Genomic DNA, 22,177 nt, shown 5'->3' with positions numbered 1-22,177 from the left:
ATCGTGCTTATAAACGCCGATTTCACTGTTTAAGCGGTCTTAACGGAAGCCGCCTTCTGCAGTCCCAGCTTCTCAACGGCCTCTTCGCGCATCTTATACTTCAAAATCTTGCCCGCGGCGTTCATCGGGAAGGCGGGAACGAAATCGATGTAGCGCGGACACTTATGGCGCGCCATGTTCGCGAGGAAGTGATCCTTGATCTCCTTCTCCGTCGCCGTTTCGCCCTCCTTGAGGATGACGCAGGCCATGATCTCCTCTCCCATCGCCTCGTCGGGAACGCCGATCACCTGAACGTCCTTGACCTTCGGATGCGTGTAGAGGAACTCTTCCAGCTCCTTCGGGTAAATATTCTCGCCTCCGCGGATGATCATATCCTTGAGACGGCCCGTTATGCGGTAATATCCGTCGGCGGTGCGGCAGGCGAGGTCTCCGCTGTGCAGCCAGCCGTCCTTGTCGATGGCCGCCGCGGTCGCCTCCGGCATTTTATAATATCCCTTCATTATATTGTAGCCGCGGGCGACAAACTCGCCCGTCACTTCGTCGGGCAGATCCTCGCCCGTCTCCGGATCGACTATCCTGCACTCGACCTCCGGCAGCGCCCTGCCGACCGTGGCGACACGCTGTTCTATGGTGTCGGTGGTGTCGCTCATCGTCGTGCCCGGCGACGCCTCCGTCTGTCCGTATGTGATGACGATCTCCTTCATATTCATCTTATCTATGACGTCGCGCATCTTCGAGATCGGGCAGGGGCTGCCAGCCATGATGCCGGTACGCATATAGGAGAAGTCCGTCTTCTCAAAATCTTCGTGCTCCATCATCGCGATGAACATCGTCGGCACGCCGTGGAAGCAGGTGATACGCTCCTGATTGATACAGGCCAGCGAGGCCTTCGTCGAAAAATAGGGCAGCGGCGAAAGAGTCGTGCCGTGCGTCATTGAGGCGGTCATCGCGAGCACCATGCCGAAACAGTGGAACATCGGCACCTGGATCATCATGCGGTCGGCAGTGGAGAGGTCCATGCGGTCGCCAATGCACTTGCCGTTGTTGACGACGTTGTAATGCGTGAGCATGACCCCCTTGGGGAATCCCGTCGTACCGCTCGTGTACTGCATGTTGCAGACGTCGTGGATATCGACGGCGGCGGCGAGGCGATGGACCTCCTCTGCCGGCGTCATGTGCGCGCGGGCCACGGCCTCCTCCCAGGTGAGGCAGCCCTTCATCTTAAAGTCCACGGTGATGATGTTGCGCAGGAACGGCAGGCGGCGGCAGGCGAGAGGCTTGCCGGGCGCCGCCGTCTCCAGCTCGGGGCACAGCTCCCTCATAATATCGTCGTAATGCGAGTCGCGGTAGCCCTTTATCATCACGAGCGTGTGGGTATCAGACTGGCGCAGCAGATACTCGGCCTCGTGAATCTTGTAGGCGGTATTGACGGTGACGAGCACCGCACCGATCTTCGTCGTCGCCCAGAATGTCAGATACCACTGGGGCAGGTTCGTCGCCCAGATCGCGACGTGGCTTCCGGGGCCGACGCCGAGCGATATCAGCGCGCGCGCGAATTCGTCGACGTCGTCGCGGAATTCGGCGTAGGTGCGGGTATAGTTCAGCGTCGTGTATTTGAAGGCGTACTGGTCGGGGAACTCATCGACGATGCGGTCAAGCACCTGCGGGAAGGTCATTTCGATCAGCTTGTCCCTCTGCCACGGATAGAACCCCGTGCCGCGCTTGTTCTCATAGAGGCGCTTCGACTTCACCATACGCGCGGGGCTGCCAAAACGGTTCATCGTGTTTACGAAGTGCAGGGAAATCAGTTCGATACTCTCGATGTCGGGCATCCACTGCGGGTCCCACTCCATTGAGATGAAGCCGTCATAATTCAGCGAATAGAGGGCGCGCATCATCGCGTCGATTGGCAGGCTGCCCTCGCAGACAAGGCGGTACTCCATCACGCCGTCCGTGACGACGGAGTCCTTCAGGTGCACATGCTTGATGTAGGCGCCGAGATTCTTCACCGTCTTCTCCGGCGCTTCGCCGGCGTCGCGGAAGGTGTGCTGCATGTCCCAGAGAGCCGCGAGATTGTCGCAGGAGAAAGAATTGAGCACATCGCAGAGCTTGTCGGTATCGGAGAAGGGGCCGATCGTCTCGATCAGCAGCGTCACGCCGGCCTCCTGCGCCGCTGGCAGCATCCTCTGCAGCACCGCCATCACCGCGGCGCGCTCATCCTCGTACGAACCGCCAGTCTCCTTCGCCCCGAGACGCACGTAGGGGATGCGCAGGCTCTTCGCGGTGTTGATATAATCCGTTATCTCCGCACAGTTTTCTTCAAACATCGTCTTGTCGGCAATGTTGTGCCAGGTATCGATGCAGGGTATCGAAAGCCCTGCCTCGGTCATCTCGCGGTGCGCCGCGTTCGCCCGCGCGGGGTCGAAGATGCTGTTCTTCTCCGAGAGCTTCGGCTCGTGTATATTATGGACCTCTATGCCCGCGAAGCCGCCGTCCTTGGCGACGGTGCAGAAATCCTCCCATGTATGGTCGTGCCATCCGAAAGTCGAAAATGAGAGCTTCATTATCTGTGATTCTCCTCGTATGAAATCTTATTCAGAGCGTTGAAATAGGCCCTGATGCTGGAACCGATGATATCCGTCGAAATTCCGTTGCCGGAATAGAGCTTGCCGTTCGAGCGGAGCTTGACGAGCGTCGAACCCATCGCCTCGCGCCCCTCGGTGACCGCCTGGATCTGAAAATCGTCAAGATCATAGTGGTGGCCCGTTATCTGCTCTATCGCGAGGAAGGCGGCGTCGATCGGGCCGTCGCCGACCGCGAGGCCGAAGAGGTCCTGCCCGTTGTGGCGGCAGTGGATGTTGGCCGTTGCGCTGATGACATTACCGCTGTTGATGACGAAGCTCACCAGCTCGTAGGAGGGCGGCACCTGCAGGGCGCTCGTGGCGATGATCGCCTCCAGCTCCTTCGTGCCGACAGATTTCTTCTCCGCGACATTGCTGAAGGTGTCGTAAACCTTCACCAGATCCTCCTCCGAGAGATCGTAGCCGAGGCGCTCGACGGCCTTGCCGACCGCTGTGATATCGTCGTTCGCGTCCAGCCTGATATCCGAGCCGTCGGATATGGACAGCCCTGTGTCAAAGGCGCTCGTCTTACTGCGCTCCGAGCGGGAGATCCAGTTCATCTGCGCGATCGAACGGTTCAGCTCAGTATACTTTATGCCGCTGAAAAAGCCGCAGTCGTCGCCGCGCATACGGATGATGTGCGACGCCGTCTCCAGCTCCGGCGCGCAGCCGCCGCTGACGGCCACGTCCACCTCCGAGGCCCCGGCCTTCACGGCGGAGACGGCGCAGGCCGCCGCCATCGAAAGCTCGTCCGAACACTTGACGGCAAGCGCCGCCTCTTTGAGCTCCGGCACATTGGCATATATCTCTTTGACAAAATTATTAAACTCATAGGGCATCATCGTACCGGCGGAATCACATATCGTAACGGTAGAAGCTCCGGCGGCCACCGCAGTGCGCAGCGCCTTATAGAGGAACTCCGGCTCGCTGCGCGTCGCGTCGACGGCGGCAAACTCCACGTCGGCGCAATACTCGCGGCTCTTGCGCACGAGCTTGCCGATCATCTCAATGATCCCCTCCGGCTTCTTATTGCAGACAAACTCCATCTGCACCGCCGAAAGCGGCGCCTCCACATAGAGGCGCGGATGGGCGGCCTCCGCAACGGCGCTCCACGCCGTATCCACACCGGCCTCCGTGCTGCCGACGGGAATAGAGAGCGTGCTCTTCTTTACCGCGGCGGCGACCGTGCGTACCAGCAGCGAATCTATCTTTACATTGGTGATCGGCGCAAGGCTGATAACGTCTAGATTGAGCTTGTCAAGGATCTTCGCCATCTCTATGATCTCCTTGAAAGAGAGCGCCCCTTCAAGTCCGCGTGCCGCCTCGCGCAGCGTGATGTCCGTAAATTTGATTCTCTTCATCGCCAACACTCCTTTTTGTTGTTTCCAGGTTTAAATTCCTGCCAATGTCCGCCGCCCCCGCGGGCATAAAAAAAGCCCCTGAGGCATAGCATGCCTCAGGGACGAATATACAGATCATCGCGGTACCACCCTGATTGCCGCAAAATATCCGCGGCCACTCATTGGCGCCTATAACGGGGCCAGCCGTAATCCCTTAACAGCTTTCGCCTTAGGGGACTCCGCTCCGGAGCGAGACCGCTTCACTACCCTTCGGTTCCGGCTCTCACCTGCGTGCCGGCTCTCTGTAAACCTATCTGTAATGACCGTAACTCCATCATCGCGTTTGCCGCTATTCAATTACCATAGTCCTGAAAAGTTATAAATCAAGACTGTATTTTCTTATGATATTACTACTCTGGATTTTTTGTCAAGCGGTTTTATGAAAATCACGGAAAAATACCTAAACACAAATATTCCCGGCGACACCATAAAAGGTGCCGTCGGGAATTACAGGCCGTGATTACTTTATATATCTAACTTTTATCTGTATTCCGTCTGCGCCAAATAAAGAGGCCGCAAAAAATAACCGACGCTGCTGCAGCCGCTCCCGCCGCCATCGCATTACAGCCGCTGGAGCTCCCACCGTTTACAGCGGATTGCACTGGAGGCCCCCACTCAAGCGGTGTCTCCGTCACCTTTTCCAGATTGCTCTTGTCAATGGCCGCATAATCCGTGAGCGATTTTAACACCGGATAAACCCGGCTTGCCTTTCTGCCGGCTATTCCCGTGTCAAAATAGTTCCAGCTCGCAAGACCGTCGTTAGATTCGGGCTCAAGAAGGACGGCGGCCAGCATGCCGTTGCGCTGCGAAGTAGTAACCACATAGGTTCCAGCAGGAATCGTCTTCTCTGACTCCACCCAGTCTCCGCTGGTAAGAAGACGTCTGGTATGCCCCTCATAGTAACCAAAATCAGGGTCTATCTCATGGTCAAAATTCTTGAACTCGTTTACCATAACGTTGACATCGCCTTTAAGACGCGAAACCTCAACATCATGAAGCAGGAGGTTGTCAATAACGTTAAAATAGCCCTCCGGGATAAAATAATAGGCGGGAAGATATCTTTCCGTTATCGGGGTGAAGGTGCTGAGGTGCTTCAGTTCATAGGTCTTGGGCTTGTCAAGCTCTGCGGACCAGGGACCGGAATACTCGTACGAATCTATGGATATCATCTCGGTAACGTCGCGGCTGGTGGTAAGGACGACCATTTCACCGTTGAGTCCGTTCTTCTCCCTGTTTGATTCCTTCTCGTTGAGCTTCCGGACAAAATTCTTGACCTCGTCTTTATGCTTCGAGAGCGCCGCAATAGTGCCGTAAATACAGGCATACTGAGTTTCCACACGTGTCTTGTAGGGATCCCAAGAATAGCACTCCAGCAGCACGGAGACCATTTTACGTAATCCGACATAGTTAAAAGCATATCTGGGAAGGTCCTCGTCGGCCGTCTTGGACCAGTAACCTCCGTTAGGGTCGTCCACCTCCCAATCTTCTCCGGGCTTGAAGAAATTCCCGTAGGGGCGCGTGGTCCTGCCATATTTGACATCGAGCATCGAGCCTTTCCCCATCGCCGCGGGGATGAAGACTTTAGAGTTAAAATCCGCAAGCTCCTTGTCCGTATTCGCATTATACGACCAGTGATAGGTTACGGCGTGGCGTATACGGGAACCGTCCGTCGCGTGCGCGTCGAGGATAAGCGAGGGCTGCCACCTCTTGATCACCTTCATGATCGCTTTGGTCTCCGGCTGTTCGAGCTTCGTAAAGTCACGGTTAAGATTAAGCCCCTGAGAGGTAAGCCTTGAACCTACAAGCCTTGGCTCCGGCTGAGAGTCTATCCGGTGTTCACCGAGCATGTCGTTCCCGTCGAGGTTATGATTCGGATTCAATACGATGACTACGTCCTTGAGTATCTTGTCATGCTTCCCCTGAGCTATCTCGCGCGCCAGAATCAAAGAGGCCTCCTTGCCCTCGATCTCGCCCGAATGGATGTTGTTATTCAAATAGCATACGACCTTGTCGCCGCCAACCTCTTCCGGACCCTTCGGGGCTGGGTTACCCATAACTAAAACGATCATCTCTTTGCCCATCGGAGAATAGCCGATATGGTCGACACGTATCCTGCCGCCACTTTGCTTGGCAACTTCCTTACAAAAATCAATAACTTCCTGACTTGAAGATGTTCTCGTGTAATTCGACGCCTCTGCCGGCGTTTTCATCTCGTCAAGAGAGATAGCCTGCGCCGGAAGCACTGCCGCCAGCCCAATAAAAACCGTTGTCACAAAAATATTTACCAACTTCTTCATTACATACCCCTTTCCGCCACACAAGTACAGATACTTTCACAGAGAACAATAGACACCAATCAAGCTATTCTTCTTTTTCTATTTTTATCGCAGCCACCCCTTTGTGCTCCAGAAGCAGATCTCGGGTCCTTAACTCACGAAGGACTCTATCGCAGCTCTCCGGAGCTGTTTGATCATCTTTGAAATATATAGAGTAAAAGATCCTCTCGGCTCTGACATATTCCTTCCAGGCCCGGTCGGCATCTCTAAAGGTAGGGCGCAGTTTCTCCCCCCTGTCGTAAGGGACGCGCTGATTGACGGCGGCAAAGGCGCGCGCCAAATTATCCCGCGTTTTCAGCGAAAACCATACCCCGTTGTTTTCATGAAGGGACTCCAGCTCTGCGATACGCCTCTTTAAAATGGCGTTGAGCGTGTCTCTGTATATATAAAGCTTTTCCTTTTTTCTAGTAACAAGGACACCGTGAAAAATTGCAAGATTTTCCCTCTCGGCCGCTAAATATTTCATAAAGGCCGCATGACTCTCAAGATAATATTTCTTCACATCGCTGCTCAAACTACTGGATAAATTCTCGTGCGCCGCGCAAAACGTCGCGTAATGCGATTTGTATACTTCTCCTGCCTCAAGCTTTGCGGGAAAATACAGCACGATTGCCAAGACAACGAATAGTTTTGTCCACCGGATAATATTAAAATCTAACATATGACACCTCCAAATAGGCACAGAACCAACAGCAAAAACACAATAAAAATTGTGTTTTCACTAACTAATTACACAAATAATCGACCGATTAATATATTTATATCAGTATATTAGATCCATTAAATGTTGAATATAGATTAAGTTTGGCAATAGACAGGATAGTTTATTTAATTTCTTGTTTTTTAGTTGAAAGGCAATAATTTTTATATAGGCTTTATCCTTTGAAATATCACGATCCTAAATCATATGTATTTGCGTAAAACATCAGAGTAGCTACAATACTTGAAGTTATTGCTAATTAATTGATAATATTTTATTGTTTTCTAGCTATAAAAATATATTTTCTAATGATATTGCGTAAATATAATAGATGATGCTAAAATATTTAATATCAAATAAAGTTTTAAGACAAAATAATATTTAAATAACAATTTATTATTTTATAGCTCAGTTTCTTATGATATAGAAAAATATATTGATACACACGATATCTTTCTATATATTTTTTATAATTATCTTGAATAAATATTAAGCGAGGTTTTTACGGTATGATGAGATATGATATTTCACCAGAAACTGATTCTATAGATATTAAGATTATAGAAGAGCTTACGAAAAACTCTAAAATTACATGCAAAGATTTATCTGACAGAGTAAATTTATCCATTCCCAGAGTGTATGAACGAACCAAGAAACTTGAAGAAAGAGGTATTATTGCAGGATACCATGCTGAAATCGATCTAAAAAAACTGGGATATGGTATTCATGCGTTTATTCTTGTTAAAACAGATAAATATGTCGGAGATATGTTCCACACGCTCAAAGAAATGGAATATGTACATGATTTATGGGTACTATCAGGAGAATATCACTATATGCTAGAGGTTTATGTTAAAGATATCAGCAATCTCAATAACCTAGCAGCTGATTTATATTCAAGAATTGGCAGAACACAGACTGTATTAGTTATGGAACATTAACCACCATAACCATAATATGTCACGCAAGATTTTAGAAAAAAATAGAGCTTCTTTTAAGGTTAACTATATGTAATAGCAGCCACAATTATCTATCTTTTGGAGACCATCACCCCGGATAATAAATGACCATGCTCAGCCGGCAGATCTCTTCGCCGGTGTTTTTGTAGCTGTGGGGGCCGTCGGATTTGAAGCGCAGGGAGGAGCCGCGTGTGATGGCGAAGGTCTCCCCGTTGACGGAGACGCTGAGTTCGCCGGAGAAGGCGGTGATGAATTCCTGCGTGCCGGCGGGATGCGGTTCGGCCTCCAGGCGGCCGCCGGGGTCTATCTCGACGTAGAGCATCTCAAAACGCCGGGCGGCGTCGAAGGAAAAAACGGGGAAGTTGCGGTAACGGCCCCCGTCCTCAAGCAGCGGCTCGACCTGTCTGATGTCGACCGTCTCGTAATCTTTTTCGGGGCGCGTCATCAGGTCGGTGAAGGATATCTTCAGGCCGCCCGCGATCTTCCAGACGGTCGAGACGGTGGGGTTGGCCTCGCCTCGCTCTATCTGCCCCAACATGCTTTTGCTGACGCCGGAGAGCTTCGCCGTCGCCTCCAGGCTCAGCTTCCGCTCATCGCGGAGGCGTTTCAGGTTGTCGGCGACGACCGAATTGATATTTTCCATAGAACACACCTCTGGCTTATTGACAATATATCGCACGATATGTATAGTATATCCAACAAAGGACAGTATAACGTCCGAACGTATTCATTATATCATACAAAAAATAAGCGAGGCAGTGATCGTTATGAATTTCGCGGCGTTTTTCTCCTATGTCATTCTTACCGCCATTACCCCCGGCCCCAACAATATCATGTCGATGTCCAACGCGAGCCGGTATGGCTTCAGAAGGTCCCTGCCATTCAATTTCGGCGTCTTTGCGGGCTTTCTCGTCGTGATGTCTCTCAGCGCGCTTTTCAGCTCGCTGTTATACGACGTCATCCCTTCCGTAAAACCGCTCATGCTCTATGTCGGCGCGGCCTATATCTTGTGGCTCGCCTGGACCGTGTGGCGCGACGCGCCTCATGAAAAGGGCGGACGGGCCGTTACGAATACTTTTCTCTCGGGGATGGCGCTGCAGTTCGTCAACGTAAAGGTGATCCTGTACTGCATAACGACGATGTCTTCGTTCATCCTGCCCTACTATCACGGGCTGCCGGTCATCGCGGCCTTCGTCGTATTCCTCGCCTTCGTCGGCTTCGCCTGCACGCTCTGCTGGGCGGCCTTCGGCGCGCTCTTTGAGATACTTTTCAAGAGATACAGCCGACCGGTAAACGCCATCATGGCGCTGCTGCTCGTCTACTGCGCCGTTTCAATGCTGATCGATATTTAAAAATTAAGCAGGGAGGGCTGGCTGTCTGGCATAAATGAAAAATAAAGACGTCCTGTGCATCTGCGGCCAGCTGTTTTCATTTTTTAATGACGTTTACGAGACGCAGTACGGCTGTGTCTATCTTTCTTTAGGGTTTGTTCCTTCCGGAGGATCGAGATGTTCGAGAGAATACCTTAGACATTGAATGACGAGCTGGTTCAGGGACAGCCTGTTCTCCGAAGCCAGCGACTCCAGCACCTCCACCATCTCCTCGGGCAGCCTGAACGTACGGCTCACGCTGGTTGATCCCTTTTGAATTTTCCACATGAACATACACCTCTTGATCGTCTAGATAGCCGTCATGAAACATTCGCACGTTCTTATCCTTCCGCACGGCAATTACCGAAGCGAAAATTGGAAGCGTCCTTTCCCGTTTTCAATGACCTTTATTTTACCATGAGCTGCGAGGCAAAGACCGCCATTTAAAATGGCTTTCCCGACTCTTCGCTTTGCGCCAAACCTTACTTGCCACAACATATTTTTATCTTTTCTGCGTTTTCATCTGTTTTCCCGCACAGAATGTCTTGAATTTTGCAATTCATATAATATGTATACATGCAACCGTTATTACAATTATTTTGCACTTATTTTTAATTGCATTCTGCAAGAATTATTGATATACTCACCTACATGAGAAGATAAAGCCCAGATGGAATATCTCTTTGTTTACAGGATTCAGGCGGTGGCTGATGCGTTATTTTGGAAGCGTTGCATTTTTTAGGCATTTAATCATTTTGGCACTGCTGCTTATGGCTGTATTGTCCGGCAAATATCTTATAGATGTTTTTATACGGAAAGAACCGCCAGAAATAAAAAAGGAGCGCGTATCCGATTTGCAGTACGATAAAAAATCTCTTTCTGAAAGCGACGGCACGCCCCAAAACCGCCCTCCATCTTTTAGCTATCAGAGCGCCTACAGTGAACTTTACGGCGCAGCTGGGCAGGAGAGGGAGCTTCAGGATGGCGTCGTGTACCTGACCTTCGACGACGGTCCCTCGAAATATACGCCGGCCTTTTTGGACCTCCTAAAAAAGCACGGCGTTCAGGCGACATTTTTTCTGGTTGGGACAAACGTACAAAGATACCCCTCAGTGGTAAGAAGGATAAAGAGCGAAGGACACGCCATCGGCGTCCATACGTACAGCCATAAATACCTCCAGATATATATGAATGTGGATTCATATCTCAAAGATTTTTCAATGGCCAAGGATGCGATATACCGCGCAACAGGCGACAGGTGCGCCATATTCCGCTTTCCCGGAGGCAGTATAAACGTCTTCAATTCCCGTATATACGGAGAGCTGACGGCTGAAATGCTGCGCCGCGGGTTCAAATTTTATGACTGGAACGTCTCCGCGGGAGATGCCGTCAAAAAGACGATAAAAAAGAACATCATCGACAACGTGGCGAACAACGTTAGGCGGGACCAGCCAAATATCGTCCTGATGCATGATACTTCGGAACTCTCGCTCACCTCGCTTGAACAGATCATTCTGCGCTTAAAAAAAGAGAATTACATTTTTAAAGCGCTCGGCAACGAAGACAGGCCCATCACGTTTACACACATAAAATAAGAGATAGGGAGAAAGAATTCATGGATTATCGCCAGAATTTCAAAACCGCCTTAAAAGAGATATTCCTGTTGCATAAAAACCAGAATAGGGAAGAGAGACCGACGGAGAAACAGGACATCGCCGCGCTTGTCACAGAGGCGGAGACTGCGGCGCCTAAGCTGGTACTTACACAGCCAAGGAAGAATGACCGCAAAAAATCTGATCCCTCTGTCATCTCCGAAGATACTGCCATCAACGGCGAGGTCGTTTCGAAAGGAAGTTTGGATATACGCGGCAGCATCATTGGAAATGTCATCACCAAAGGCGACATCGTCATATCAGGCAGCGTTGAAGGGAATATCTCGGGAGAAAATATCGACCTCAAGGCATGCAAGATCACCGGGGACCTCGCCGCGGAGGGCACGATAAAGATAGGCAAAGACACGGAGATCGTCGGCTCGATGATATCCAAGGAGATATTTGTGGACGGCAAGGTATCGGGGAACATCTCGTCGTCTGCGGACGCCTATTTCAGACAGGGAGCTTTCGTCATCGGCAGCGTCACGACGAACATGATAGCGATTGAAAGAGGCGGCGTTATCTGCGGCGAGGTAACCATCGGCAGCGCAGCGCTGAACGGCGACCCGCAGAACAGATCGGAAGAAACCAGGATGAGAATCCAGGCGGGGGAATAGCGGGACGCCGGGAATAGGCGTCGCTGTATAGTCATGTCGGACATTTTTTGCCGGGATAATTTTTTTTCGCTGTTCAACAAAACTATCAAAAGAGAGGGGCTCACAGCAAAGTTAGCCGTGGAATTTTTTTGCATACTCGCCGGGATCGCGGGACCGCGCAGAGACATCGCCAGACGTAACCTGGAGTTCGTCTTTCCCTCAAAGCCGAAGTTCAAGAGAGAGCAAATAATGAAGGAATCGTATAAAAACCTCTTATGGAGCTTTTTCGAATACGCCGCATGGCAGAAGGACCCCGCTTACGTGAACAGGGTCGCCGCTGAGGTCAGGGGATTCGAACACATTGAGAAGGCTATTTCAAACGGCAGACGGGTCATTGCCGTATCGGCTTGCCTGGGCAACTGGCCGCTCATCGCCGCCTGGATGGAGGGACAGATGCGTTTTTCGTGCCTCTTCGGCAGGCATGATGAAATATCCGCTTTAAATGACAAATCGCTGTCAGAACTACTCGCTTTCGAGTTTCAGAAGAGCGACGTCATTTGCGTCGCGGGAGACCGGCACGGAGGGAGCAGCGGCTCCCAACTGCCCTTTCTCGGGCAAATGGCGAATACCGGTACGCTTGCCGCCCGCTGCGCGCTGCTGAGTGAAGCTGCGGTACTGGTCGTCACCTGCACCCGGATATCTCCCTACCGATGCAGGATAAATATCGGCTTTCCTCCCGAAGACGGCGCGCAGGGGGATATGACCGAGGTCGACTTTTTGACGCTGCAGATAAACAGGGAGCTGGAAAGGCGCATACTGCAGTTTCCGGAACAATGGCTGTGGCAGCAGAAGAGATTCATCGGAGAGGTCGACGAGCGGCTGTAGCGGGCGCGCCGCCGGTCGACGCCGCTGACGGTCCGCTGTTTCCGTCAAAAGACTTGACGCGTTTGTCGGGATGGCGCTTTTTTATCTTGACTTTTGCACCCCGCGAAGGTATTTTTGAGGAATTATAGAGGGAGGTGGCGCTGTCATGAGGGAATGTATGGAGTCAAAGAACCTGCATCTGCGGCTGAGGAAGGTCGCCGGACAGGTGAACGCCGTCGAGCGGATGATCGACGAGGACGTACCCTGCGAGGATGTCCTCATCCAAATCAACGCGGCGAAGAACGCGCTGCATAAGATCGGGCAGATAGTACTCGAGGGACACCTCAGGCACTGTGTGCGCCGCGGCATAGAGAACGGCGACGCCGAAAATACGATCAGCGATTTCATTAAGACACTCGAACATTTTTCACGCATGTCATAAAAAATCCCCTCCGCTGTCTTGACAATCTCTATTTTTCTGATATACATATACCTATACGGGTATATGTATATCAGAAAGGAGTTCTTGATATGAAAGAGCGGCACAAAATAGAGCGGGAAAACAGTGATAACCATGAGCACGGGCATAGCTGCCGGAACGAACATGAGCATGACCACGGCCATGAAGACGAAGAGATGGGCTGCGGCTGCGGCCACTCTCACGGAGAGGGCGGCGGCGTTAAGGGGACGCTGATACAGTTATGCGCCGCCTTTGCGATAGCGGCGATTGCGGCCTTTGCGCCGCTTCCGCAGTATGTCAGAGCCGCGGGGTTCGCCGCGGCCTATCTGCTCGCGGGATGGCGGGTGCTTCTCGCGTCGCTGCGCAATATTTCTCGCGGCGAAGTATTTGACGAAAATTTCCTGATGTCCGTCGCCTCGCTGGGAGCCTTTGCCATCGGAGACATGGCGGAGGCGGTGGCGGTAATGATCTTTTACGGCATCGGCGAGATGCTCCAGGACTCCGCGGTGGCGAAGTCAAAGCGCAGTATCGAAAGCCTGATGGATCTGCACAGCGACTACGCCAGCGTACTGCGCGGCGGCCAACTGGTACGGGTCGCTCCAGAGGAGGTCATGGTCGGCGAGACGGTCTCCGTCCGCCCGGGGGAGAAGATCCCGCTCGACGGCACCGTGGTCTCCGGCACCTCTTTTCTTGACACAAGGGCGCTCACCGGCGAATCGGTTCCCCGCCGCGCCGCGCCGAATGACGAGGTGCTTTCCGGATCCGTCAGCACCGACGGAGCGCTGGAGATACGCGTGACAAAGCCCTTTTCGGAGTCCGCCGTCTCAAAGATTCTGGAGCTGGTGCGCGGCGCGGCGGCCAAAAAGTCCGCAACCGAGAGGTTCATCACAAAGTTCGCGCGCTGGTATACGCCGACCGTCGTCGCCCTCGCGGTGATGGTGGCGCTGCTGCCGCCGCTCGCGGGCTACGGGAGCTATTCGGTATGGTTCTATAAGGCGCTCTCTTTCCTCATCATCTCGTGCCCCTGCGCCCTCGTCCTCTCAATCCCGCTCAGCTTTTTCGGCGGTATCGGCGGCGCGGCGAGGAACGGAATTCTCGTAAAGGGAAGCACATATCTTGAGACGATGAGCAAACTTGGCACTATCGCCTTCGACAAGACGGGAACGCTGACGCGGGGCGTCTTTAAGGTCACGGAGCTGCTGCCGGCCGACGGCGTTTCGCAGGACGAGCTGCTCCGGTACGCGGCGGCGGCCGAGGCGCAGTCTAATCATCCCATCGCGAAATCCGTCATGACGGCCTTCGGCGGCGGGACGCCGGAGAGAGCCGAAGTGCGGGAGATCGCGGGCATGGGCGTCGAGGCCCGCACCAAAGAGGGCGTCGTCCGCGCCGGTAACGTCAAGCTCATGAAGAGCATCGGCATCGAGGGTCTGAGGGAATATGCCAAATCGGCGGTCTATGTCGCCCTTGACGGCAAATTTCTCGGCACGCTGCTGGTCGCCGACGAACTCAAGCCGGGAGTGCGCGCGGCAATGGACGACCTGCGAGCGGCGGGTGTCTCGCGCCTTGTAATGCTGACGGGCGACAATCTGGCGATCGCGAAGGAGACGGCGGCGGAGGCCGGGATGGACGCCGTTAGCGCGGAGCTGCTGCCGCAGGATAAGACGGCGGAGCTGGAAAGGCTGATGGCGGGCGAAGAGAAGAAGACCGCCTTTGTCGGCGACGGAATCAACGACGCGCCGGTCCTCACTCGCGCCGATATCGGCATCGCGATGGGCGGCATCGGCTCGGACGCGGCGATAGAGGCGGCGGACGTGGTGATTATGACCGACGAGATCGATAAGATCGCGGCGGCCATCAGGATCGCCGTCAAGACGAGGTGGATCGTGTGGGAGAATATCGTGATGGCCCTCGGCTTCAAGATCGCGGTGATGCTGCTGGCGGTTTTTGCCGGCGCCTCCGTCTGGTTCGCGATCTTCGCCGACGTCGGAGTGGCGCTCCTCGCCGTGGCAAACGCGCTGCGGGCCCTCAAAGCGCCTGCGGTGCAAAGCGGCGGTACAAGAGAGCGCGGAATGGGCGCGGAACCCTGCCCCGCGGCATAGGAGGCCGCACAGCTTAAGTAAGATAAAACAGGAGGGAGACGCTTGGGCAAAGCCCACCGTCTCTCTCTGATTTTACCGTAACATCCGGCCTGGCCGCCGGGCAGCGAAGGGCCGGCGAGTACTACCGGCTACGCGGCGTCAGATAATTTCTATATGGCACATCCGCATCGTCTCCAGCGCCGCCTCGTGGCTCGTTCTCGTTACGCCGGCGCAGCAGCGGGGATCGACCTTGAACGTCGCCTCGGGAAAGTTCGCCTTGAGCAGCAGCGCGTTGCTGACGACGCAGATATCGGTACAGAGCCCCACGATATGAAAGGTGATGTCCGCCTCGGAGAGCGGCTCATACCGGGACAGCGCCGCGCGGATGATATCGGGAAGCGCGACGCTGCCGAAGGTCGCCTTCTCGACGGTGGTAACGCCGCCGCGCGAGGCGTAACCGCTGAGTTCGGGAATGATCTCCGCGCCCCATGTTCCTCTGACGCAGTGCGGCACTGGGAGATGGCGTCCCTCGTTCGTCTCCATGTAATTATCCTCGTGGGTGTCTTTCGTGAAGAAAAGACGCTCCGCGCCGTTTTCGGCGATAAACTTGTCCACCGCGGCAGCGACATTCGGCACGATGGCGCGCGCCATATCGCCGCCGAGGCTGCCGCTCACAAAGTCGTTCTGCATATCGACGACGACCATCAGTTCAATTTTTTCGCTCATTCATATCCTCCCTTTCGGCGAACGCAGCCGCCCTTTTTTAGAACATCAGCGCGGCCTCGGTATCCCCTTCTCACAGGGGACGCCGACCTGGCACTTGCCGCAGCCATAACGGACCCTCGCGTGCGGGCCGTGAGGCGGGCGTGTCGAGGCCTTGACAAAGGCGCCGCAGATATCGTGGTCCTTTCCGAGGGCGACGCCCTTCGCCGCGTCTATCGCCTCCGCGGGACAGAGCCTCTGGCAGGCTCCGCACATCGTACAATACTCGTAAGGCGATTCATATTTTCGCGGCGTCGCCGGAATTTCGGCATCGGTGATGAGGCTGCCGAAGCGCCCGGCGATCCCCCTCTCGGTGATAAGCCCCTTCGAGAGGCCGAAGGTACCGAGACCGCAGATATAGGCGGCGTGCCGCTCCGACCAGTTGGAGGCGTAGGGGGCCAGCATCTTGAAACGGGCGTCGGTGGTTGGGAAGACGGCGGCGGCCCCCTCTCTTTCCAGGAAACCTTTGAGGTATTCGCCGAGCGCGGCGATGGCCATCTGTCCCTCGATGCGTGCGTGGAGCCACTCGTCGGAGGGCAGCGCGCGCTCCGCGCGGTTCGTGCTCCTTACGGTCTCCGTAAAGGGGAGAAAGAAGGAGATAACGGAACGCGCCCCCGGGAGCCAGTCGTGCGGCAGCATCGCCTCGGGGTGCAGCACCTCGGCGCGGCGCAGCTCCGCGAAGGCTGGATCATCGGCCGCCGCCGCGCCGAACAGCGGTTCATCGTATATCCGCATCCCCGCTAAATCGGGGCGCAAAGCATCCTCGGCGGCTACATAGTTGACCGCCCCGTCCATAAACTCCGCCGCCGCGGCGGCGATTTTCTCCAGAAGCATCGTCGTTCGTCCCTCCTCAGACACAGGCGGAAGAGCTCCCACCGCCTTGAATATTTATCTGTATCGTTACAATTATAATTCATTTCCCCGCTTTAAAATATTCCAGGGCGAAGTCGATAAAGCGGCGCGCGGCGGCGGGGAGCGTCCGCTTGTTTCTGTAGGCCAGCGCCGTCGTGCGCTCCACCGGCGGGGCGATATGGAGCGCCGAAAGTCTGCGGCTGTCATTTTTAAGGACAAGTTCATAGAGGATGGCGACGCCGAGCCCCTGTTCGACCATCGAGATGACGGTGTAGTCATCGGTGACCTTATAGTGAATATCGGGGGTCAGCCCCCTCCTGCGGAAGGCGTCCAGCGCCACGCTGAAATCTCCCTCATCGAGAAGTATCAGCGGCTCCTTCGAAAGCTCTTCCAGCGTCACACTCCCATTTTGCGCGAGCGGATGCCCCGGCGGCAGCGCCGCGAGCATCTCGTCCTTGCGCAGCGGGATCACCGTCAGCCCCTTCACCTCGTTGTAACAGGTAAAGCCAAAGTCCACGCGCCCGTCGGATATCCACTCCTCAATGCCGCGGTAGTCTCCCTGCAGCAGCTCGAAATGCACGAATGGATATATCTTCCGGAATTCGTTCATGAGCTTCGGCAGCCAGCTGCGGCTCACGCTCGTAAAGGTACCGATCCTGATGTTCCCGCCCATCAGCCCCTGCATTTCGTCGTACTTCATGCGCAGTTCGCGGTGGGCGCTGCATATCGAACGGATATAGGGCAGGTACTGTTCGCCGTCCGCAGAGAGCGCCGCCCCGCCCTTATCGCGCCGCAGCAGCACGGCGGAGAGTTCCTCTTCGAGCGTGTGGACCATCTGGCTGACCGCCGACTGCGTGTAGCCAAGTTCATCCGCGGCCCGCGTAAAACTGCCGCACTCCACCACTTTGACAAAGACTTCATATCTGTTCATTTCGCGCTCCATTTAACATTAGTCTTACTAATATATTTATTATAAAGATTCGTTGGACTGCTTGCAACAAAAGCTGTAAAAATTGAGACAGTGGTGGAAATATGAGACTTCGGGGGGAAAGAAATGTCAAAAAGAGATCTCTATTACTTTTCAAAGGGAATGCGTGACGCGATACCTATCCTGCTGGGATATCTCGCGGTATCTTTTACCCTCGGCATCGGCGCCAAGAACGCCGGACTCAGCCCCTTTCAGGCGCTTCTGAGCGCGTTGACGCAGAACGCCTCCGCGGGACAGTTCGCGGGCTATTCCCTCATCGCCGCGGGAGCTGGCTATCTCGAGGTCGTGATCATGATAGTCGTCGCGAACGCGCGTTACCTGCTGATGTCCTGCGCAATGAGCCAGAAGATCTCCCCTAAGACCCCTCTGCGCCACCGTATGCTGCTCGCGGTGGACATCACGGATGAAATATTCGGCCTCTCGGTAGCGCAGCCAAGACGCCTCAACCCCTTTTACACCTACGGCATGGTCGCCGCGGCGGCCCCCGGCTGGGCCTTCGGCACCTTTTTTGGCGTCATAGTCGGCAACGTCCTGCCGCAGAACATCGTCACCGCGCTGAGCGTAGGGCTGTTCGGCATGTTTATCGCGGTCATCGTGCCGCCGGCGCGCAAGAATTTCGTCATCGCGCTGCTCATCGTCGTCTCGATGGCGGCAAGCTTCGCTTTCTCGCGCCTCTCCTTCATCGAGCTCTCGGCGGGGATGCGCACGATAGTCCTGACGGTCGCCATCTCCGGCGCCGCGGCCTTCCTCTTCCCCCTGAATGAGGAGAGACGGGCAAATGCCGCGTAACGTATATCTTTACCTGCTGATAATGGCGGCGGTAACCTACCTCATCCGCGTGCTTCCGCTCACCGTCATCCGCGGTGAGATAAAAAATAAAAGGGTACGCGCCTTTCTCTATTACGTCCCCTACGTGACGCTCGCCGTGATGACCTTTCCGGCGATAATCGACGCCACCGGCAGTCCGCTGACCGCCGTAGCGGCGCTTATCGCGGCGGTGGGGCTCTCCTGGTTCGGCGGCAGCCTGCTACAGGTCTCAATACTATCCTGCGCCGTAGTATTCATCCTCGACAAATTCGTACCTTAGCTTTTCAGAGGAGGCACCTCCTCTTTCACATATATAGGAAGCGGGCGGAAAATTTTTCCGTCCGCTTTCGCTTTGCCGCCGCGCGGACAGCCACGCCGTCACCGGCGCGAAGAGTCCCTTCTTTACCGCAGAGGGAGATGTTGCTAACATAATCGTCAGGAAAAGACAACGCCGCCAAAAGCGGCAAAAGAATCGAAAAACGCTCAAAAAACAGCAGATAAAAATAGAGACGGGAGGAAAATATCAATGAGATTTGTAACATACAGAAAAGACGGCAAAGAAAAGGCGGGGATCGTGACAAAGAGCGGCATCCTGCCCGTGGCGGCGCTGAAAGAAGCCGCGGGGTTCGCGCCGGAGACGGAGATCTTCGCGCTCATCGAAAAGGAACAGATACCCCAACTTACGAAATGGTACAACGGCGGAGGTCGGGAAGAGGCCAAAAGACTTGCCCAAAAAGAGGCCATCCCATTCGCGGAGGTCGTATACGGCCCGCTGTACCGCAACCCGCCGCGTATCTTCGGCATCGGCCTCAACTACAAAGATCACGCGGGAGACCTCGGTGAAAAGACCCCCGCCGTCTTCCCCGGAAGTTTCTACAAGCCGGCCTCCTGCATCGTCGGGCCGGGAGACGACATCTGTATCCCGGCGCTGCCCGAGGCGCAAAAGACGACGGCGGAGGCGGAGCTCGGCATCATCATCGGCAAAAAATGCAAGTTCATCGAAGAAAAGGACTGGCAGGAATACATCGTCGGCTACACGACGGTCCTTGATATGACGGAGGAGTCGATACTGCGTCTCAATCCGCGCTATCTCACCATCGTCAAGGGATTCGACAGCTTTTTCAGCTTCGGCCCGCAGCTGGTGACACCCGACGAGGTGCCCGACGTCCTCGCTCTCGAGGTGGCAACCGTCCATAACGGCGAGATCCACGCAAAAAACACCGTGGCCAACATGACCTTCCCTCCCTCGAAACTTGTGGCGCTCATATCGCACATGCAGGGCTGGCTGCCGGGCGACATCCTCTCGACCGGTACGCCGCGCGCGGTGCATATCCAGGAGGGCGACCGCGCGGAGTGCCGCATCAGCGGCCCCGGCGGCTTCTCCTTCGAGCCGCTCGTGAACCCCGTGATCGACCTGAAACTCAAAAGATAAACACGCCCCGGGATAGTGCGGCGGCCCTCCTCCGTCCTGCGGCAAATACCTTCACCGGCGGTCGGGCAATTCTCATCGACGGCGGCCTGGCGCGGGCGATATAATAATATGATAGATAAATAAGAGGAGGATGAATAACAATGGGCAAAAAAATAATCGTTCTCAACGGAAGCCCGCGGGCTAACGGGAATACGGCGGCGCTAGCCGCGCGCTTCATAAAGGGCGCGGAGGCGGCGGGACACGAGGTCAGACACTTCGACCTGCAAAAGATGGATATCAAACCCTGCCTTGGCTGCTGCGCGGGAGGCAAAGACCCCAAACACCCCTGCGTGCAGCGCGACGGTATGGATGAGATATATCCAGCCTTCATGGAGGCCGATATCGTGGTGCTGGCCTCGCCGATGTACTTCTGGAGCTTCACGGCGCAGCTCAAAACGGCGATCGACCGCAGCTTCGCGGTGGCCGAACTAGACCCGGATTACAGGCTGCATCATAAGGGATGCGTCATGCTGATGGCGGCGGGGGGAGACAGCGAGCCGAACTTCGCGCCGGTAAAGGACTTCTACGCGAGCCTGCTCGGACATCTGGGCTGGAAAGATCTCGGCATGATACTGGCCGGCGGCGTTATGGCCCCCGGCGACATCGCGGGACACCCCGCGCTCGAAGAGGCCGAAGTACTGGGAGCCTCGATAAAATAACCGACCGGCGGCGGGGCCTCCAGAAGGAGATCCCCGCCGCCTCCCGCCTCTCTGCCGCGTAAGCCGCCTGTCAGACTACGGTCAGGCCGAGGAGCTTCGCGAGCTCCACCGCCTGCGCCGCCGTCACCTTCGCGCCGCGCAGCTCGTAGAGGGTATCGGAGAGGGAAATGCCGTCGATAATGCAGTCCGAGAGGTCTATCCCCTTGAGAGGGCTTTTGAAAAACTCGGCCGCCGTGAGGTCCGTCCCACGGAACCGCGCGCGCCGGAACTTGACGTCGGAGAGAACCGCCTCCCTCAAAGAAGAGGCTTCGACCTTGCAGCCGTCCCAGAGCGTCTCGCCGAAGTTCGCATACCGAAAATTAGATCCCGTGATCGAGACTTCCTTAAAGAGGGCGCGCGTGAAAACGCTCCCCACGGCCTTTGAATCGCGAAAAGAAGACTTACGCCAGAAACTGTCCCGGAAGCGGCAGTTCGAAATATCCGAGTTTTCAAACGAGACGGAGTTGAAGCGCGCCGCGTTAAATTCGCAGCGGATAAAGCGGCACTTAACAAAGCGCACGGAGTCAAAACGGAGCGCCGAAAGATCAAGCTCCGCAACCTCCTCGTTCTCAAAGAGGGCCTCCTCTACCGGCATATCCCCCGCGAGCGCGGCGGCGATCATCTCTGACAGCATCATACATATCCTCCCCGCCGCCTTGGCGGCAAGAGAAGGATAGCATAACAAAAAGCTCCCGTGAACAGGTCGATTTTCGCCTCCCGCATAACAAAAAACGCGCGGCGTCTCCGGCCTCTTACTGAGCCGTTTATCTGTATCTTCATTGATGCGGCGGCCGGCGGTTCAGGGTATAAATCAGATGATGCGCGGCCGCATCGCTGTACAGGGGGGCTAACATGATAAAACTGCCGAAGATAAAGCTAATGGACTTCACCGATCCCTCGGAATCATTCCTGCTCGCGGTCATCCTCGCGGCGGCGGGCGGTTTTCTTGACGGATACACCTATATCGGGCGCGGCAATGTCTTCGCCAATACGCAGACCGGCAACCTGATCCTGCTTGGCGTGAACATGGCGCGCGGCAGGCTGGCCGCCTCTATCAGCTATATCGTGCCGGTGACGGCCTTTCTGCTGGGCACCTATATAACGGAGAAGATCCGTATCCGTTACGGAGGACTGAAACACCTCGGATGGCGGCAGATCGTGGTCGCCCTTGAGGCGCTGGTGCTGATATTGATCTCCTTCATGCCGCACTACAGCGACAACGTCGCGAACGCGATGGTCTCTTTCGCCTGCGCGATGCAGTTCGACGCCTTCCGCACGATGAACGGGGTGCCCTTTTCTTCGACGCTCTCGATGACGAACATGCGCGGCGCGATCGAATACATGACGAATTACCGGGAGGACTGCGACACGGAAAAAATCTCACGCAGCTTTGAATATCTCATCACGGTGCTCGTCTTCACCCTCTCCGTTTTCATCGGCTCACGGCTCACCTACAAATACGACGACAGCGCGGTGCTCTTTCCGGCCTCCATGCTGCTCTTCGGAGCGCTCATCATGTTCCTTAAGAAAAGAGACAAAACGGCTCCGGCATAACCGGAGCCG

The 22,177-nt window shown here is 54.9% G+C and carries 22 protein-coding genes and 1 other annotated feature; of the genes, 12 read left to right on the top strand and 10 right to left on the bottom strand.

Annotation, left to right across the window (positions count from 1 at the left end; all coding sequences use genetic code 11):
- Positions 1-29: 29 nt before the first annotated feature.
- The 4 genes from BED41_RS01515 to BED41_RS01500 all read right to left on the bottom strand — a co-directional run bounded on the left by BED41_RS01515 (position 30) and on the right by BED41_RS01500 (position 7,018).
- Positions 30-2,564 carry an AMP-binding protein gene (locus BED41_RS01515; RefSeq protein ID WP_066742179.1) on the bottom strand — a complete coding sequence of 845 codons (2,535 nt, stop codon included), beginning with the start codon at positions 2,562-2,564 and terminating at the stop codon, positions 30-32.
- A complete protein-coding gene (locus tag BED41_RS01510) occupies positions 2,564-3,982 on the bottom strand; it encodes a hydroxymethylglutaryl-CoA lyase-like TIM-barrel protein (protein ID WP_066742177.1) in 1,419 nt (472 codons plus the stop codon). Before BED41_RS01510 ends, BED41_RS01515 begins: the two co-directional genes overlap by 1 nt.
- 94 nt (positions 3,983-4,076) lie before the next feature.
- Positions 4,077-4,308 (bottom strand) — a binding site (T-box leader).
- A 186-nt stretch (positions 4,309-4,494) separates the two neighbouring features.
- On the bottom strand, positions 4,495-6,318 hold the full coding sequence (locus tag BED41_RS01505) for a M14 family metallopeptidase (RefSeq protein ID WP_066742175.1): 1,824 nt from the start codon (positions 6,316-6,318) through the stop codon (positions 4,495-4,497).
- Between the two features lie 64 nt (positions 6,319-6,382).
- The gene (locus BED41_RS01500) at positions 6,383-7,018 is read right to left on the bottom strand and encodes a hypothetical protein (RefSeq protein ID WP_066742172.1); all 636 of its coding nucleotides are present in this window, start codon (positions 7,016-7,018) and stop codon (positions 6,383-6,385) included.
- Positions 7,019-7,566: 548 nt separating this feature from the next.
- Between BED41_RS01500 and BED41_RS01495 the strand changes: the two genes are divergently transcribed.
- A complete protein-coding gene (locus tag BED41_RS01495; protein WP_066742170.1) occupies positions 7,567-7,998 on the top strand; it encodes an Lrp/AsnC family transcriptional regulator in 432 nt (143 codons plus the stop codon).
- A gap of 106 nt (positions 7,999-8,104) precedes the next feature.
- Here BED41_RS01495 and BED41_RS01490 read toward each other — a convergent pair whose 3' ends face one another.
- Positions 8,105-8,659, bottom strand: a complete 555-nt coding sequence (locus tag BED41_RS01490; RefSeq protein WP_066742167.1) for a helix-turn-helix domain-containing protein — start codon at positions 8,657-8,659, stop codon at positions 8,105-8,107.
- A 124-nt stretch (positions 8,660-8,783) separates the two neighbouring features.
- Here BED41_RS01490 and BED41_RS01485 point away from each other — a divergent pair, with 124 nt between their 5' ends.
- Complete coding sequence (locus BED41_RS01485; protein ID WP_066742158.1) at positions 8,784-9,368, top strand: LysE family transporter; 585 nt, start codon at positions 8,784-8,786, stop codon at positions 9,366-9,368.
- Between the two features lie 117 nt (positions 9,369-9,485).
- On the opposite strand, the gene BED41_RS01480 is transcribed toward BED41_RS01485, so the two are convergent.
- On the bottom strand, positions 9,486-9,674 hold the full coding sequence (locus BED41_RS01480) for an Arc family DNA-binding protein (RefSeq protein WP_066742155.1): 189 nt from the start codon (positions 9,672-9,674) through the stop codon (positions 9,486-9,488).
- 566 nt (positions 9,675-10,240) lie between these two features.
- Between BED41_RS01480 and BED41_RS01475 the strand changes: the two genes are divergently transcribed.
- From BED41_RS01475 to BED41_RS01455, 5 genes are all read left to right on the top strand, one after another.
- Positions 10,241-10,981, top strand: a complete 741-nt coding sequence (locus BED41_RS01475; RefSeq protein WP_168160208.1) for a polysaccharide deacetylase family protein — start codon at positions 10,241-10,243, stop codon at positions 10,979-10,981.
- A 20-nt stretch (positions 10,982-11,001) separates the two neighbouring features.
- Positions 11,002-11,655, top strand: coding sequence for a bactofilin family protein (locus BED41_RS01470; protein WP_066742149.1), 654 nt, complete (start codon positions 11,002-11,004; stop codon positions 11,653-11,655).
- A 33-nt stretch (positions 11,656-11,688) separates the two neighbouring features.
- Complete coding sequence (locus BED41_RS01465; RefSeq protein WP_066742143.1) at positions 11,689-12,519, top strand: lysophospholipid acyltransferase family protein; 831 nt, start codon at positions 11,689-11,691, stop codon at positions 12,517-12,519.
- A 145-nt stretch (positions 12,520-12,664) separates the two neighbouring features.
- On the top strand, positions 12,665-12,940 hold the full coding sequence (locus BED41_RS01460; RefSeq protein ID WP_066742140.1) for a metal-sensing transcriptional repressor: 276 nt from the start codon (positions 12,665-12,667) through the stop codon (positions 12,938-12,940).
- Positions 12,941-13,029: 89 nt separating this feature from the next.
- Entirely contained in the window at positions 13,030-15,057 is a 2,028-nt protein-coding gene (locus BED41_RS01455; protein WP_084002180.1) for a heavy metal translocating P-type ATPase, read from the top strand.
- A 138-nt stretch (positions 15,058-15,195) separates the two neighbouring features.
- On the opposite strand, the gene BED41_RS01450 is transcribed toward BED41_RS01455, so the two are convergent.
- The 3 genes from BED41_RS01450 to BED41_RS01440 all read right to left on the bottom strand — a co-directional run bounded on the left by BED41_RS01450 (position 15,196) and on the right by BED41_RS01440 (position 17,581).
- Positions 15,196-15,762, bottom strand: a complete 567-nt coding sequence (locus tag BED41_RS01450) for a cysteine hydrolase family protein (RefSeq protein ID WP_066742137.1) — start codon at positions 15,760-15,762, stop codon at positions 15,196-15,198.
- Positions 15,763-15,807: 45 nt separating this feature from the next.
- On the bottom strand, positions 15,808-16,632 hold the full coding sequence (locus BED41_RS01445; protein ID WP_066742134.1) for a 4Fe-4S binding protein: 825 nt from the start codon (positions 16,630-16,632) through the stop codon (positions 15,808-15,810).
- A 79-nt stretch (positions 16,633-16,711) separates the two neighbouring features.
- Complete coding sequence (locus tag BED41_RS01440) at positions 16,712-17,581, bottom strand: LysR family transcriptional regulator (RefSeq protein WP_066742131.1); 870 nt, start codon at positions 17,579-17,581, stop codon at positions 16,712-16,714.
- A 123-nt stretch (positions 17,582-17,704) separates the two neighbouring features.
- On the opposite strand from BED41_RS01440, the gene BED41_RS01435 reads away from it, so the two are divergent.
- The 4 genes from BED41_RS01435 to BED41_RS01415 all read left to right on the top strand — a co-directional run bounded on the left by BED41_RS01435 (position 17,705) and on the right by BED41_RS01415 (position 20,575).
- Positions 17,705-18,427 carry an AzlC family ABC transporter permease gene (locus BED41_RS01435; RefSeq protein WP_066742128.1) on the top strand — a complete coding sequence of 241 codons (723 nt, stop codon included), beginning with the start codon at positions 17,705-17,707 and terminating at the stop codon, positions 18,425-18,427.
- Positions 18,417-18,725, top strand: coding sequence for an AzlD family protein (locus BED41_RS01430; RefSeq protein ID WP_066742126.1), 309 nt, complete (start codon positions 18,417-18,419; stop codon positions 18,723-18,725). Before BED41_RS01435 ends, BED41_RS01430 begins: the two co-directional genes overlap by 11 nt.
- Before the next feature lie 246 nt (positions 18,726-18,971).
- On the top strand, positions 18,972-19,877 hold the full coding sequence (locus BED41_RS01420; protein ID WP_066742121.1) for a fumarylacetoacetate hydrolase family protein: 906 nt from the start codon (positions 18,972-18,974) through the stop codon (positions 19,875-19,877).
- A 140-nt stretch (positions 19,878-20,017) separates the two neighbouring features.
- Positions 20,018-20,575, top strand: a complete 558-nt coding sequence (locus BED41_RS01415; RefSeq protein ID WP_066742118.1) for a flavodoxin family protein — start codon at positions 20,018-20,020, stop codon at positions 20,573-20,575.
- A gap of 70 nt (positions 20,576-20,645) precedes the next feature.
- On the opposite strand, the gene BED41_RS01410 is transcribed toward BED41_RS01415, so the two are convergent.
- Positions 20,646-21,251: a pentapeptide repeat-containing protein gene (locus tag BED41_RS01410; RefSeq protein ID WP_084002179.1), complete on the bottom strand. Its 606-nt coding sequence runs from the start codon at positions 21,249-21,251 to the stop codon at positions 20,646-20,648.
- 215 nt (positions 21,252-21,466) lie between these two features.
- On the opposite strand from BED41_RS01410, the gene BED41_RS01405 reads away from it, so the two are divergent.
- Positions 21,467-22,168 carry a YoaK family protein gene (locus BED41_RS01405; RefSeq protein WP_066742115.1) on the top strand — a complete coding sequence of 234 codons (702 nt, stop codon included), beginning with the start codon at positions 21,467-21,469 and terminating at the stop codon, positions 22,166-22,168.
- Positions 22,169-22,177 lie beyond the last annotated feature (9 nt).

This window comes from Cloacibacillus porcorum (assembly GCF_001701045.1).
GTDB lineage: Bacteria > Synergistota > Synergistia > Synergistales > Synergistaceae > Cloacibacillus > Cloacibacillus porcorum.
This window is presented reverse-complemented; position numbering and strand designations above follow the sequence as displayed.